Source organism: Microbacterium sp. NPDC087589, assembly GCF_044743635.1.
GTDB lineage: Bacteria > Actinomycetota > Actinomycetes > Actinomycetales > Microbacteriaceae > Microbacterium.
In genome coordinates, this window is the sequence record NZ_JBIUWV010000001.1 from 576,291 (window position 1) to 588,591 (window position 12,301).

At 65.8% G+C, this 12,301-nt stretch carries 16 protein-coding genes and 2 tRNA genes; 7 read left to right on the forward strand and 11 right to left on the reverse strand.

All coding sequences use genetic code 11. The features are described 5' to 3' along the window. Nucleotides 1-6 precede the first annotated feature (6 nt). The 4 genes from ACIOU8_RS02895 to ACIOU8_RS02910 all read right to left on the reverse strand — a co-directional run bounded on the left by ACIOU8_RS02895 (nucleotide 7) and on the right by ACIOU8_RS02910 (nucleotide 3,445). Nucleotides 7-495: an acyl-CoA thioesterase gene (locus ACIOU8_RS02895; protein ID WP_400785609.1), complete on the reverse strand. Its 489-nt coding sequence runs from the start codon at nucleotides 493-495 to the stop codon at nucleotides 7-9. Between the two features lie 7 nt (nucleotides 496-502). Further along, nucleotides 503-2,182: an energy-dependent translational throttle protein EttA gene (ettA, locus tag ACIOU8_RS02900; protein WP_290161314.1), complete on the reverse strand. Its 1,680-nt coding sequence runs from the start codon at nucleotides 2,180-2,182 to the stop codon at nucleotides 503-505. Between the two features lie 136 nt (nucleotides 2,183-2,318). Beyond that, nucleotides 2,319-2,816, reverse strand: a complete 498-nt coding sequence (locus ACIOU8_RS02905; protein WP_400785611.1) for a DUF6993 domain-containing protein — start codon at nucleotides 2,814-2,816, stop codon at nucleotides 2,319-2,321. Nucleotides 2,817-2,902: 86 nt separating this feature from the next. Continuing rightward, on the reverse strand, nucleotides 2,903-3,445 hold the full coding sequence (locus ACIOU8_RS02910) for a single-stranded DNA-binding protein (RefSeq protein WP_400785613.1): 543 nt from the start codon (nucleotides 3,443-3,445) through the stop codon (nucleotides 2,903-2,905). Nucleotides 3,446-3,650: 205 nt separating this feature from the next. Between ACIOU8_RS02910 and ACIOU8_RS02915 the strand changes: the two genes are divergently transcribed. Next, a complete protein-coding gene (locus ACIOU8_RS02915; RefSeq protein ID WP_400785615.1) occupies nucleotides 3,651-3,920 on the forward strand; it encodes a hypothetical protein in 270 nt (89 codons plus the stop codon). 22 nt (nucleotides 3,921-3,942) lie between these two features. Here the strand turns inward: ACIOU8_RS02915 and ACIOU8_RS02920 are convergent. Beyond that, nucleotides 3,943-4,018, reverse strand: a tRNA-Arg gene (locus ACIOU8_RS02920). Between the two features lie 59 nt (nucleotides 4,019-4,077). Here ACIOU8_RS02920 and orn point away from each other — a divergent pair. The 6 genes from orn (at nucleotide 4,078) to ACIOU8_RS02950 (ending at nucleotide 6,721) form a co-directional block, all read left to right on the forward strand. Then, entirely contained in the window at nucleotides 4,078-4,704 is a 627-nt protein-coding gene (orn, locus tag ACIOU8_RS02925; RefSeq protein ID WP_400785617.1) for an oligoribonuclease, read from the forward strand. A 36-nt stretch (nucleotides 4,705-4,740) separates the two neighbouring features. Further along, nucleotides 4,741-4,816: transfer RNA gene (locus ACIOU8_RS02930), tRNA-His, on the forward strand. Nucleotides 4,817-4,930: 114 nt separating this feature from the next. Continuing rightward, nucleotides 4,931-5,560 carry a LysE family transporter gene (locus ACIOU8_RS02935; protein WP_400785619.1) on the forward strand — a complete coding sequence of 210 codons (630 nt, stop codon included), beginning with the start codon at nucleotides 4,931-4,933 and terminating at the stop codon, nucleotides 5,558-5,560. Between the two features lie 35 nt (nucleotides 5,561-5,595). Next, nucleotides 5,596-5,943, forward strand: a complete 348-nt coding sequence (locus ACIOU8_RS02940; protein WP_400785621.1) for a metallopeptidase family protein — start codon at nucleotides 5,596-5,598, stop codon at nucleotides 5,941-5,943. After that, nucleotides 5,940-6,233, forward strand: a complete 294-nt coding sequence (clpS, locus tag ACIOU8_RS02945) for an ATP-dependent Clp protease adapter ClpS (RefSeq protein ID WP_400785623.1) — start codon at nucleotides 5,940-5,942, stop codon at nucleotides 6,231-6,233. The genes ACIOU8_RS02940 and clpS overlap by 4 nt, the downstream gene beginning before the upstream one ends. Beyond that, a complete protein-coding gene (locus tag ACIOU8_RS02950; RefSeq protein ID WP_400785625.1) occupies nucleotides 6,230-6,721 on the forward strand; it encodes a DUF2017 family protein in 492 nt (163 codons plus the stop codon). Before clpS ends, ACIOU8_RS02950 begins: the two co-directional genes overlap by 4 nt. Nucleotides 6,722-6,724: 3 nt before the next feature. Here the strand turns inward: ACIOU8_RS02950 and ACIOU8_RS02955 are convergent, their stop codons facing one another. The 6 genes from ACIOU8_RS02955 to gatC are packed head-to-tail and all read right to left on the reverse strand — an operon-like array spanning nucleotide 6,725 to nucleotide 12,276. Beyond that, nucleotides 6,725-7,306 carry a hypothetical protein gene (locus ACIOU8_RS02955; protein WP_400785626.1) on the reverse strand — a complete coding sequence of 194 codons (582 nt, stop codon included), beginning with the start codon at nucleotides 7,304-7,306 and terminating at the stop codon, nucleotides 6,725-6,727. Continuing rightward, nucleotides 7,290-7,607 (reverse strand): hypothetical protein, encoded by a 318-nt coding sequence (locus ACIOU8_RS02960; protein WP_140036988.1) that lies wholly within the window; start codon nucleotides 7,605-7,607, stop codon nucleotides 7,290-7,292. The genes ACIOU8_RS02955 and ACIOU8_RS02960 overlap by 17 nt, the downstream gene beginning before the upstream one ends. 37 nt (nucleotides 7,608-7,644) lie before the next feature. Beyond that, complete coding sequence (gene dinB / locus ACIOU8_RS02965; RefSeq protein ID WP_400785628.1) at nucleotides 7,645-8,901, reverse strand: DNA polymerase IV; 1,257 nt, start codon at nucleotides 8,899-8,901, stop codon at nucleotides 7,645-7,647. Between the two features lie 47 nt (nucleotides 8,902-8,948). Then, on the reverse strand, nucleotides 8,949-10,463 hold the full coding sequence (gene gatB, locus ACIOU8_RS02970) for an Asp-tRNA(Asn)/Glu-tRNA(Gln) amidotransferase subunit GatB (RefSeq protein ID WP_400785630.1): 1,515 nt from the start codon (nucleotides 10,461-10,463) through the stop codon (nucleotides 8,949-8,951). After that, nucleotides 10,463-11,980, reverse strand: a complete 1,518-nt coding sequence (gatA, locus tag ACIOU8_RS02975; protein WP_400785632.1) for an Asp-tRNA(Asn)/Glu-tRNA(Gln) amidotransferase subunit GatA — start codon at nucleotides 11,978-11,980, stop codon at nucleotides 10,463-10,465. The genes gatB and gatA overlap by 1 nt, the downstream gene beginning before the upstream one ends. Continuing rightward, a complete protein-coding gene (gene gatC, locus ACIOU8_RS02980; RefSeq protein ID WP_042536743.1) occupies nucleotides 11,977-12,276 on the reverse strand; it encodes an Asp-tRNA(Asn)/Glu-tRNA(Gln) amidotransferase subunit GatC in 300 nt (99 codons plus the stop codon). Before gatC ends, gatA begins: the two co-directional genes overlap by 4 nt. Nucleotides 12,277-12,301 lie beyond the last annotated feature (25 nt).

Below are 12,301 nucleotides of genomic sequence, written 5' to 3' on the forward strand. Positions count from 1 at the left end.
GTCGGGTCAACGGTGGGTGTACTCGATCGAGGGGCCGACGTACGGCTCCCACGCTTCGCGCATCTCGGGCGTCAGACGAGTGGGACGGCCCGTCTTGGCGTCGACGAGCACGATGATCGCGGTGGACCGTGCATAGATCGTGCGGGGCTCAGCCTCGGGGTCGTTGTGCACCTCATAGCAGACTTCGACACTCGAGCCGCCGAGCTTGCCGAACCACATCTGAACCTCGAGCGGTCGCCGCTGATACGGCACCGGAGCGAGGTACTCGATCTCCTGCCGCGCGATGAGCGTCAGCGTGCCCTCGTCGATGCCTGAGTCGAGCACAGCCGTCGAGGGCGCCTGCTCACCGGGGCCCGCACGCCAGAACGCGCGCACGCGCGCCTCCTCGAGGAGCTTCAGCATCGAGGTGTTGTTGACGTGATTGAATGCGTCCAGATCGCCCCATCGGAGGTGGATCGGGATGTGCAGGCGGGGCCCCGGTGTCAGGTCGGACATCGAGCGATCAGTCGCGCGTGAGCTTGCGGTGCGTCGACCGGTGCGGCTTGGCCGCGTCGGCGCCGAGGCGCTGGATCTTGTTCTCCTCATACGCCTCGAAGTTGCCCTCGAACCAGTACCACTGAGCGGGATTCTCGTCGGTGCCCTCGTACGCGAGGATGTGGGTCGCGATGCGGTCGAGGAACCACCGGTCGTGGGTGATGACCACGGCGCAGCCCGGGAACTCGAGGAGCGCGTTCTCGAGTGAACTGAGCGTCTCGACGTCCAGGTCGTTGGTGGGCTCGTCGAGGAGAAGCAGGTTGCCCCCCTCCTTGAGCGTGAGCGCCAGGTTCAGACGGTTGCGCTCACCACCGGAGAGCACACCTGCCTTCTTCTGCTGGTCCGGACCCTTGAACCCGAACTTCGAGACGTACGCGCGGGAAGGGATCTCGGTCTTGCCGACCGTGATGACATCAAGGCCGTCGGAGACGACCTCCCACAGCGTCTTGTCGGGGTCGATGTTCGAGCGTGACTGGTCGACGTAGCTGATCTTGACCGTCTCACCGATCTTGAGGTCACCGCCGTCGAGCGGCTCGAGGCCGACGATGGTCTTGAACAGGGTCGTCTTACCGACACCGTTGGGTCCGATCACGCCGACGATCCCGTTCGGCGGCAGGTTGAAGCTGAGCCCGTCGATGAGCACCCGGCCGTCGAAGCCCTTCTGAAGCTTCTTCGCATCGATCACGATGCTGCCGAGTCGCGGCCCAGCCGGAATCGAGATCTCCTCGAAGTCCAGCTTCCTGGTCCGCTCCGCCTCCGTCGCCATCTCCTCGTAGCGCGCCAGTCGAGCCTTCGACTTGGTCTGGCGGCCCTTGGCGCTGGACCTGACCCACTCCAGCTCCTCCTTGAGGCGCTTGGCGAGTTTCGCGTCCTTCTTGCCCTGGATCTCGAGGCGTTCGCCCTTCTTCTCCAGGTAGGTCGAGTAGTTGCCCTCGTAGCCGATCAGGCGGCCACGGTCGACCTCGGCGATCCACTCGGCGACGTGGTCGAGGAAGTACCGGTCGTGCGTGATCGCGATGACGGCACCCTTGTAGGCCTGGAGGTGCTGCTCCAGCCAGAGCACGCTCTCCGCGTCGAGGTGGTTGGTCGGCTCATCGAGCAACAGCAGATCGGGCTTCTGCAGAAGTAGCTTCGCGAGCGCGACGCGTCGCTTCTCACCACCGGAGAGCGGGGCGATCGCCGCGTCGCCGGGAGGCGTACGCAGGGCGTCCATGGCCTGTTCGAGCTGCGAATCGAGGTCCCAGCCGTCTGCCGCGTCGATCTCCTCCTGCAGAGTACCCATCTCCGCGAGGAGGGAGTCGAAGTCGGCATCGGGATCGGCCATCAGCATGGAGATCTCGTTGAACCGGTCGACCTTCGCCTTGATGGCGATGCCGTCCTGGATGTTCTCGATCACCGTCTTGGTCTCGTCGAGCTCGGGCTCCTGCATCAGGATGCCCACCGAGAAGCCGGGAGACAGCTTCGCCTCACCGTTCGACGGCGTGTCCATGCCGGCCATGATCTTGAGGATCGTCGACTTGCCGGCGCCGTTCGGTCCCACCATGCCGATCTTGGCACCGGGGAGGAACGCCATCGTGACGTCGTCGAGAATGAGCTTGTCGCCCACCGCCTTGCGCGCACGAACCATCGAGTAGATGTACTCAGCCACCGAAAACCGCTCCTTCTGTTGGCGTCGAAGATCGACACTCCAGCCTACCGGCGATCGCGCAGGGCGCTACCGAACGCCGGTGCGCCCCCTGAGGCAGGGGTGAGCGACGCGCGACGCGGGACGTGAACGTGCCGTGTCACCAGTCGATCGCTCGGGTCGCCCCGACGAGACAACGCCCCTCGGCGAGTTGGGGCATGACGACGGTGACGGGTTCGCCCGTCGACGGACCCACCTGCCCGACGAGGCACTCCGCTTCTCCCCATCGCACGGCGAACATCAGGCTCTCGACCGGATTGCCGACAGTCGTGACGTCCTCGGTCACCTGCATGGCGGCGCGGTCGAACCCCGCAGCCGTCAACGCGTCGATGTATGCGCGGCCCGATGCCCTCTGGTCAGAAGCCCATACGCCACCGGTCACTGCCGCGAAGAGCGGCAGGTTGTCACCCGCGGTGCCGTCTGCGACGTACACGGGACCTTCGGGCGACTCTGACGGGCTGGGGCTCATCCCGGCGTCCGTCGGCCCCGGTGTGGGCGGAGCGGTGGGGCCGCACGATGTCAGCAGCAGCACCAGCGTCATGGCAACGCCCGTCGTGATCACTGCACGCGATGCGGAGGAGTCCGGTCGTCGAAGCACGAACCGAGTCTACGGGCGTCCTCCTCCGCACGCGCACGAGCGCGCTCACGGGTGTCGAGTGCGCCGGCGTCGTTCGGTCACGGAGCTCAGAGAAGCCCCGTCCCTGCAGCCGACGAATCCGCGAAGTCGTCTTCGGCACCGGAGAATTCGCCGTCCCTCGTCGCCCATGAGGTGTCGATGTCCGGCTCATCGCCACCCGAATTCGAAGACTGCCCGCTGTCGTCGCGCGGATCCGATGCCGCAGCGCCTCTGGGCGCGGCGTCGATGGCCGATCGTGCGCTTCGGCGATATGCAGTCGTACCCCACCGGAGATCGTGGCCGATCGCATCGGCATCGATGTCGACGCTCGTGCCCTGTTTGCCGTTGTTCTCCCAGGCGCGGATCTTCATCCTGCCCGTCACGATCACGCTGTCACCAGACCGCAGCGAGACCTTCGCGTGTTCCGCCAGCTGACGGAAGGCTGCGACCGAGTACCAGTTCGTCGTGACGTCGACCCACGTCTGCGTCGCGTCGTCGAAGCGCCGATGCGTGCTCGCGAGTCGGAAGTTGGTGACGGGAATTCCGCTGGTCGTCCGCCCCTGGGTCGGGTCGGTGGCGACGTTGCCGACGATGGTCACTGTGTCATGCATGTTCTCTCCTCTGTGCCCGGAGCGTGCGTCCGGATCACTTCAGAGTGCGCCCTGCCCACGCCTCGACGATGCCGTGAACACAGGCATGCTGAACAACCTGGATCGGCGTCCGGATGTGCAGAAGAACTGCTTCACGGTCGCCCACGCCCCCGTGGAGCGCAATGTCAGTGGTCGGACATACGTTCGAACCACGAAAGGAGATTCGATGTCTGCCACCCTGATCACGTCCATGCCCGAGGTTCCCTACGCGACACCGCAGCTGTCGACCAAGAAGGAACATCTCGTGCGCGCCTCAGCCCACCTGTGGCGGGTTCAAGACGCGAGAGCGAAGGTCATCGGACACCTGCGCCTCATCTCAGATCCCCTCGGGGTTCGCTACCGGGCAGAGCGCCTGCATCTCGCCACGGCGTCGTTCCGACTCGTCGGCGACTTCTGGAGCGCGGATGACGCGGTCGCCGCTTTGCGCAACGGGTGAGTTCGCAACTCGGTCCAGATGATGGTGCCCCCGGCAGGATTCGAACCTGCGACCAAGAGATTAGAAGGCTCCTGCTCTATCCCCTGAGCTACGGAGGCGCACAGATCTACCGTACCGCGCCCGACTCGGATGTCGGAGCCGTCGATAGGATGGCGAAATGGTATCTGCCTCAGAAAACGACCGCCTCGTCTGGATCGATTGTGAGATGACCGGCCTCGATCTGGCCGTCGACGAGCTCGTCGAGATCGCTGTCGTCGTGACTGATTTCGAACTCCGTCCGGTCCACCCGGGCTTCCAGATCGTCATTCGTCCGAGCGACGCAGCCCTTGAGAACATGAATGACTTCGTGACGACGATGCACGAGACCTCAGGGCTGATCACCGAGATCCCCCATGGTGTATCGCTGGCCGAGGCCGAAGCGCAAACTCTCGCCTACATCAAGCGGTTCGCTCCCGTCGAACGCAAGGCTCCGCTCGCCGGCAACACCATCGGCACAGACCGGATGTTCCTGGCCAAGTACATGAGTCAGGTCGACCAGTGGCTCCACTATCGCAACGTCGACGTCTCCAGCATCAAAGAACTCTCGCGGCGGTGGTACCCCCGTGTCTTCTTCCAGGCGCCAGCGAAAGACGGCGGACACCGCGCCCTCGCCGACATCCTCGAGTCCATTCGCGAGCTGCGGTACTACCGCGAGGCGGTCTTCGTCGATGAGCCCGGACCCTCGAGCGACGATGCTCGCGACATCGCCGCACGCACCGTGTCAGAGTTCACTCCGAACATGTAATAGACTCGTCTGGTTGCCGATCACGATCGGCGCATGGTGGGTATAGCTCAGCTGGTAGAGCGCTGGCTTGTGGTGCCGGATGTCGCGGGTTCGAGTCCCGTTACTCACCCCACACAGAGAAGGCCCGAGTCGAAAGACTCGGGCCTTCTTCGTGTCACGACCGCTTCGCACGCCAAATCCGAACGCCGGTGATCGAGGGATGACGAGCCACCCGTAGGATTGCGGAGTGTCGCTCGCAGTGTGGTTCTCGCTTCTGACCGCCTGCGTGGTGATCAGCTTCACGCCGGGTGCCGGCGCCATCAACACGATGTCGAATGCCCTGAGCCAGGGCTGGCGCCGTTCGATCTGGGGAATCCTCGGACAGCAGCTCGCTCTCATCGTGCACGTCATCGTCGTCGCGGCGGGCCTCGGACTCGTCGTCTCGCAGTCCGAGGTGCTGTTCAACGTCATCAGGTACGCCGGCGCGGCATACCTGGTCTTCCTCGGCATCCGCCTGATCCTCACCAGACCGAAGCTCCCCACCGATGATGACGGGCCGACCATCGACCTCCACGAGAGGCACTGGTCGATGATCAGACGAGGGTTCTGGGTGAATCTCCTCAACCCGAAGGCGATCGTCTTCTTTCTCGCCTTCATCCCGCAGTTCATCCGCCTGGATGAACCGCAGCTCCCCCAGTACCTCACCCTCATCGGCACGGTCATCATCGTCGACATCGTGGTGATGTGGGGGTTCTTCGCGACGGCGGCCCGGCCGTTCCGCCGACTCACGCGATCGACACGCGGACAGCGGATTCTGAACAGCGTCTTCGGTTTGCTCTTCATCGCCGTCGCCGGTCTCCTCGTCTTCCTGCACTGAGGCAAAGCCCTCCACCCCGCAATAGGCTGGACCTGATGGAAATGGATGCTGCGACCTTCGAGAAACTCGTGATCGACGAGCTCGATCGACTGACCGACGAGATGGTCGACGGGTTGGAGAACGTCGTGTTCGTCGTCGAGGATCGTCCCGAGGACGGAAGCCTCGACCTGCTCGGGCTCTACGACGGGCTGGCCTTGACCGAACGCACGCAATACGGCTCCGGTGAGCTCCCCGATCGGATCGTCGTCTACCGCGAGCCGCATCTGGCCGCATGCGAGACGGACGACGAGCTGCGCGACGAGGTGCATGCGACCCTGGTGCACGAGATCGCGCACTTCTACGGCATCGACGACGAGCAGCTCCACACGCTGGGGTGGGCATGAGTCCCCTCGCCTCGCCCGACCTCGAAGAACTGGTCGATCTCTCGGCGGCTCCGCTCGAACCATGGGAGGTCGTCGTGTGGAACGACCCTGTCAATCTGATGAGCTACGTCGTACGTGTCTTCCGCATCTACTTCGGCTACTCGCTGGAGCGCGCGACGATGCTCATGCGTCAGGTCCACCACGACGGCAAGGCGATCGTGGCGACGGGGCCGCGCGAGACGATGGAGATGCACGCGCAGGCGATGCACGACTACGGCCTGTGGGCGACCGTCCGAAAGGCCACGAGATGAGCGAGCCGATGGTGCGGATGCGTATGGCTCGGGTCGAGGGCGCTCAGCTCGCGCAGCTCGTCGACGACTTCCGCGAACTCGTGGGAACGAACCGCGACGTCGAGGATCCCGCGATCGGCCGTCTGGTTCCCGATCCCTACCCCGAGGACGAGGATTCCTCCCGCGTCTTCCGCGACGCGACTCGAGATGATCTGCTCGACCGACGCGCTCTGGATGCGGACGTCGTCCGCAATGCACTCGCAGGCATGCGCGGTGACCTCGACGAGATGTCGCAGAACGAGGCCTTCGCGGAGCACGACCTCGACATACTCCTATCCGATATCGACGCGTGGATGCGCACGCTCACCGCGCTGCGCCTCGTGATCGCGGAGCGCCTCGGCATCGAGAGCGATGACGATCATGACCCCGAAGACCCGAGATTCGGCATCTACGACTGGCTCGGGTACCGTCTCGAACTCATCATCGAGGCAGCCGACGAACTCCTGTGAGAACTACGGCACCTCGATGACCCTGGTCGCGAGCGCACGCGGATCATCGCGCACGATGTGATCGGCTTCCTGCTGCGCCCAGCGTTCCCAGTGAGGACGGTACGTGTCTCCGTCGCGCGCCAACGCTCGCGCCTTGCGACCGGCCTCCGCGGACTCGACCCAGACGCGAACATCGGAGATCGCAGCGGTTGCAGGCGTGAGTATCCCGCTCCCCTCGACCAGCACACCGAGCGCAGGGTCGACCGCGTGAGTCTCAGCCTCGGCGCCGCTCCCCCAGTCCCATCGTCTCCACTCGCCGAGATACCCCCGGCCGTGCGGGCGGAGGATGCCGTCCAAGGCACGTTCGGCTCCTTCTCTGAGCCCGTCCCATCCGGGATAGATCGAGTCCAGAGCGACGAGCTGCACCCGACCCGTGATCGGCCAACGTTCGACGAGCATGCGCGCCAGAGTCGTCTTCCCCGCCCCGCTGCGACCGTCGATCAAGACGACAGGGTTCGCCGCCGCGAGCATGTGGATGTCGTCGACGATCAGAGTCGCCGCACGCTCGAGGGCGGCAGCGACCGGGTCGTCATTTCTTGAGGGCACGGATGATGCGAGAGAACGCGCGTCCGGTCACCCAGACGAACGGCACAGCGACGACGAGCAACGTCACGATGTTGGGCTCGAAACGGAGTCCCTCCTCGCGGCGCACATAGACGCCGACCGGCACGGACACGCCACCTCCGCCGCCGCCTTCGGCACCGTCACCGCTTCCTCCGCCGAAGCCTGAGTAGGTGAACGCCACCGGAGTGATGCTCACGCCGTCGACATCCTGCGGCTCGCCGTACGCGCTCTTCACGCCGAACGAGGCGGCCTGCTTTCCGAGTTCCAGTGCAATGTTGGGCATGGCTCCACGCTAGCCCAGGATTCGGACTTGAGAAGGGTCAATCCAGCCCGTGCGCACGGGGATGCTGTGCGGCACCACGCCCGTCGCCTCGCCCGATGTGTCTGGCGCGGCTGATCGTGGCTGTGCCGAATCGTGCGACGGCGTCGTCGACCGCGCCCTCGACGCGTCGCCAGTCCTCGTCGTCATCCCAGAGGCCGAAGCCACCGCCTCCTGCAGGCCGCAGCTTCTCAGCGCGCACCCCGACCAGACGCACGGGATCCCTTCGTTCGATCTGGTCGAAGAGCGCCTGGGCGGCCTCGCCGATGCGCTGGCCGACCGCGGTGGGCTCCGAGAGCGTCTGCGAGCGGCTGATGGTGCGGAAGTCGTCGAACCTGATCTTGATGGCGACCGTCGACGTCTCCCATTCGGCCTTTCGCAGGCGCGCTGCGACGCGGTCTGCCAGCCGCAGGAGCTCCGCTCTCAGGAAGGATCTGTCCGAGATGTCGGTGTCGAACGTCTCCTCGTGCCCGACGCTCTTCTCGACGCGCTCCGTCTCGACTGTGCGGGGGTCCTGCCCGCGCGCGAGTTCTGCGAGACGCGCGCTCAGAGCCGGCCCGACGGCACGGTCGAGCATCGCCCGAGACGAGGTGCGGATGTCGCGCACCGTGCGGATTCCGCGCGCCTCCAGTGCTTCGGCCGCCTTCGGCCCCACGCCCCACATCGCGCGCACCGGGCGTGGATCGAGGAAATCCTGAGTGTCGGCTGCCGCGACGACGAGCATCCCATCGGGCTTGGAGATGGTCGAAGCCATCTTCGCCACGTGCTTCGTGGCAGCGACGCCGACGCTGCAGGTGATGCCCACTTCGTCTTTGACCCGCTCTCGAACGAGGTGCGCGATCCGCGCAGGACTGCCCCAGAGCCGCCGCACACCGCGCACGTCGAGAAAAGCCTCGTCGACCGACAGAGGCTCGACCAGCGGGGTGAAAGACTCGAAGATCGCCATCACCTGGCGCGAGACCGCCTGATAGCGATGGAAATGCGGAGGGACGATGCGGGCCGACGGGCACAGGCGCAGCGCCTGGGACACCGGCATGGCCGCACGCACGCCGTAGCGACGCGCCTCATAGGAGGCACTGGACACCACCGATCGGCCATCGGGCGACCCGATGATCAGCGGGAGGCCGAGAAGGCTCGGATCGTCGAGCACTTCGACCGCTGCATAGAACGCGTCCATGTCGACGTGCAGGATACTCGTTCCGGTGTCGTCGGCATCGGCGGACGACACGATGCGCCCTCTGCCGTCACCGTGTCCCATGAGACCATTCTCCCCCGGACCTCGGACATGAGGTCCGGGGGATCCGGTTACTGCGCAGCGCGCTCGAGGACGAGTTCGCGGACTCGGGCCGCGTCCGCCTGGCCCTTCATCGCCTTCATCACGGCGCCGATCACGGCGCCGGCCGCTTGCACCTTGCCGTCCTTGATCTTGGCGAGTACGTCGGGCTGCGCTGCGAGGGCCTGATCGATCGCGGCGATCAGCGCGCCGTCGTCCGAGACGACGGCGAGTCCGCGGCTGTCCACGACCTCCTGCGGCGTTCCCTCGCCGGCGATGACTCCCTCGAGCACCTGGCGAGCCAGCTTGTCGGTGAGGGTGCCGGCATCGACGAGCTTCTGCAACGCCGCGACGTTCTCAGGGGAGATCAGCTCCGTGGCGTCCTTCTCCTGCGTGTTCGCGAGTCGGCTGATCTCACCCGTCCACCACTTGCGCGCGGTGGCAGGGGTCGCGCCGGCTGCGATCGTCGCTTCGACGACATCCAACAGACCGCCGTTGCGCACGTCCTGGAACTCCAGGTCGGTGAATCCCCACTCGGCCATCAGGCGGCGCCGACGGGCGACGGGCTGTTCGGGCAGCTGCGCTCGGAGCTCTTCGATCAGCTCTGCCGCAGGCTCCACGGGAAGCAGATCGGGCTCAGGGAAGTAACGGTAGTCATCAGCATCCGACTTCGGACGACCGGGCGAGGTCGTGCCGGTGTCCTCGTGCCAGTGCCGGGTCTCCTGCGTGATCGTCCCGCCGTCGGCGAGGATCTGCGCCTGACGCTGGATCTCGTAGCGCACGGCGCGCTCTACTGAGCGCATCGAGTTGACGTTCTTGGTCTCAGTGCGCGTGCCGAGCTTCTCCTGGCCGCGAGGGCGCAGCGAGATGTTGGCGTCGCATCGGAGATTGCCACGCTCGAGGCGGGCTTCCGAGATCCCGAGGCTGCGGACGATGTCGCGAATGGTCGCGACGTAGGCCTTGGCCACCTCAGGCGCGCGGTGCTCTGTGCCGAAGATGACCTTCGTCACGATCTCGACGAGCGGAACGCCGGCGCGGTTGTAATCGACCAGCGAGTACTCGGCACCCTGGATGCGTCCGGTGGCGCCTCCCATATGGGTGAGCTTGCCGGCGTCCTCTTCCATGTGCGCACGCTCGATCGGGATCTGCACGATGGTTCCGTCTTCGAGCTCGACCTCGACCTCACCCTCGAACGCGATCGGCTCGTCATACTGCGAGATCTGGTAGTTCTTGCCGAGGTCGGGGTAGAAGTAGTTCTTCCGGGCGAAACGGCTCGACGGTGCGATCGAGCAGCCGAGTGCGAGACCGAGGCTGATCGACGAGCGGATAGCCGTCTCGTTCACGACGGGCAGCGATCCCGGAAGACCGAGATCGACCGGGGCGATCAGCGTGTTCGGCTCAGCCGCGTGGTACAGCTCGTTGGCCGGGTTCGGCGCATCCGAGAACATCTTCGTGTTCGTGTTGAGCTCGACGTGCACCTCGAACCCGAGAACGGGCTCGAACAGCTCCAGCGCCTTGTCGAAGTCCATGAGCTTGGCGGTGGCCATCAGCGGGTCCCTCCCACGAGCTGCGGTGCACGCGTGAGGAGCGGTGCTCCCCACGAATCGACGAGGAGCGTCTCGACCGCAGCGCCGACCTTGTAGAGTCGCGCGTCCTCCCTGGCCGGTGCGATGAACTGGATGCCGACGGGCAATCCGTCCTCCGCCGCGAGGCCGCTGGGAATCGAGATCCCCGGGACGCCGGCGAGGTTCACGGGGATCGTCGTGATGTCGTTCAGGTACATCTGCAGCGGATCATCGATCTTCTCGCCGATCTTGAACGCGGTCGTCGGAGCCGACGGCGTCGCGATGATGTCGACCTCGGCGAACGCGTTCGCGAAGTCCTGCTGAATGAGCGTGCGGACCTTCTGAGCACTGCCGTAGTAGGCGTCGTAATATCCGGCCGACAGCGCGTAGGTGCCGAGGATGATGCGTCGCTTCACCTCGTCGCCGAAACCGGCATCGCGTGTGGCGGACATGACATCCTCGACCGTGGGGTTGCCGTCGGGCGTGACGCGCAGGCCGAAGCGCACGGAGTCGAACTTCGCGAGGTTGCTGGATGCCTCTGCGGGGAGGATCAGGTAATACGCGGCGACGCCGTACTCGAAATGGGGTGCACCGATCTCGACGATTTCGGCACCCTGAGCTTCCATCAGTGCCAGTGCACTGCGGAACGACTCGGCGACGCCGGGCTGGAAGCCGCTGTCGGGCAGCTCCCGGATGACACCGACCTTCAGCCCCTTGAGCACATCTCCGCGTGCGCCCTCACGGGCGGCATCCGCGAACGAGGGCCATTCGTCGCGCAGCGACGTGGAGTCCTTCGGGTCGTGACCGCCGATCGCGTCGTGCAGCAGACCTGCGTCGAGCACGGTGCGCGTCACGGGTCCGACCTGGTCGAGACTGGAGGCGAGGGCGATCGCGCCGTAGCGGCTGACGCCGCCGTAGGTGGGCTTGACGCCGACCGTGCCGGTCACATGCGCGGGCTGACGAATGGACCCACCGGTGTCGGAGCCGAGCGCCAGCGGAGCCTCGAACGCGGCGACAGCGGCGGCCGATCCACCGCCGGAACCTCCGGGTATCCGATCGAGGTCCCACGGATTGCGGGTGGGGCCATAAGCGGAGTGCTCGGTGGACGAACCCATGGCGAACTCATCCATGTTGGTCTTGCCGAGCGGGATGAGCCCCGCGGCGCGCGAACGTGCGACGACGGTCGCGTCGTACGGCGAGCGGTACCCCTCGAGGATCCGCGAGCCGCTGGTGGTCGGCTGGTCGGTCGTGACCAGCACGTCCTTGATGGCGAGCGGCACACCGGCGATCGGGCCGAGCTCCTCGCCCGCCGCCCGCCGGGCGTCGACGGCGGCTGCGGCCTCGAGCGCCCCCTCGTTCACGTGCAGGAAGGCATGGACGTCCCCGTCGACGGCGGCGATGCGGTCGAGGTGCGCGCGGGTCGCCTCGACGCTGGAGATCTCGCGCCTGGCGAGCTTGTCGGCAAGCTCTGCTGCGGTCATCCGGATGATGTCGCTCACTGTTCTTCTCCCAGGATCGCGGTGACGCGGAACCGGCCGTCGGCCTGGTCCGGCGCATTCTGGAGCACCTGCTCGTGCGTGAGCGTCTCGCCCACCACATCGGGGCGGTAGACGTTGCTCAGCGGGATCGGATGACTCGTCGCGGCGACGTCGGGGCTTGCGACCTCCGACACCTTCGCGATGTTGTCGACGATGGCATCGAGCTGGCCCGTCAGCCGGGTCACCTCGTCGTCGTTGAGCTGGATGCGCGCGAGCACGCCGAGATGGCGCACAAGATCAGGGGTGATTTCAGACACGAGCCAAGTCTAGTTGCCGTGCCCG

Excerpts from the sequence above, each read along its gene's own strand:
- dinB (WP_400785628.1), bottom strand. The coding sequence starts at position 8,901 with ATGGGACACGGTGACGGCAGAGGGCGCATCGTGTCGTCCGCCGATGCC.
- ACIOU8_RS02950 (WP_400785625.1), top strand. The coding sequence starts at position 6,230 with ATGAGCGAGCCGATGGTGCGGATGCGTATGGCTCGGGTCGAGGGCGCT.
- ACIOU8_RS02960 (WP_140036988.1), bottom strand. The coding sequence starts at position 7,607 with ATGCCCAACATTGCACTGGAACTCGGAAAGCAGGCCGCCTCGTTCGGC.
- ACIOU8_RS02940 (WP_400785621.1), top strand. The coding sequence starts at position 5,596 with ATGGAAATGGATGCTGCGACCTTCGAGAAACTCGTGATCGACGAGCTC.
- gatB (WP_400785630.1), bottom strand. The coding sequence starts at position 10,463 with ATGGCCACCGCCAAGCTCATGGACTTCGACAAGGCGCTGGAGCTGTTC.
- clpS (WP_400785623.1), top strand. The coding sequence starts at position 5,940 with ATGAGTCCCCTCGCCTCGCCCGACCTCGAAGAACTGGTCGATCTCTCG.
- ACIOU8_RS02895 (WP_400785609.1), bottom strand. The coding sequence starts at position 495 with ATGTCCGACCTGACACCGGGGCCCCGCCTGCACATCCCGATCCACCTC.
- orn (WP_400785617.1), top strand. The coding sequence starts at position 4,078 with ATGGTATCTGCCTCAGAAAACGACCGCCTCGTCTGGATCGATTGTGAG.
- ACIOU8_RS02910 (WP_400785613.1), bottom strand. The coding sequence starts at position 3,445 with ATGCATGACACAGTGACCATCGTCGGCAACGTCGCCACCGACCCGACC.
- ACIOU8_RS02915 (WP_400785615.1), top strand. The coding sequence starts at position 3,651 with ATGTCTGCCACCCTGATCACGTCCATGCCCGAGGTTCCCTACGCGACA.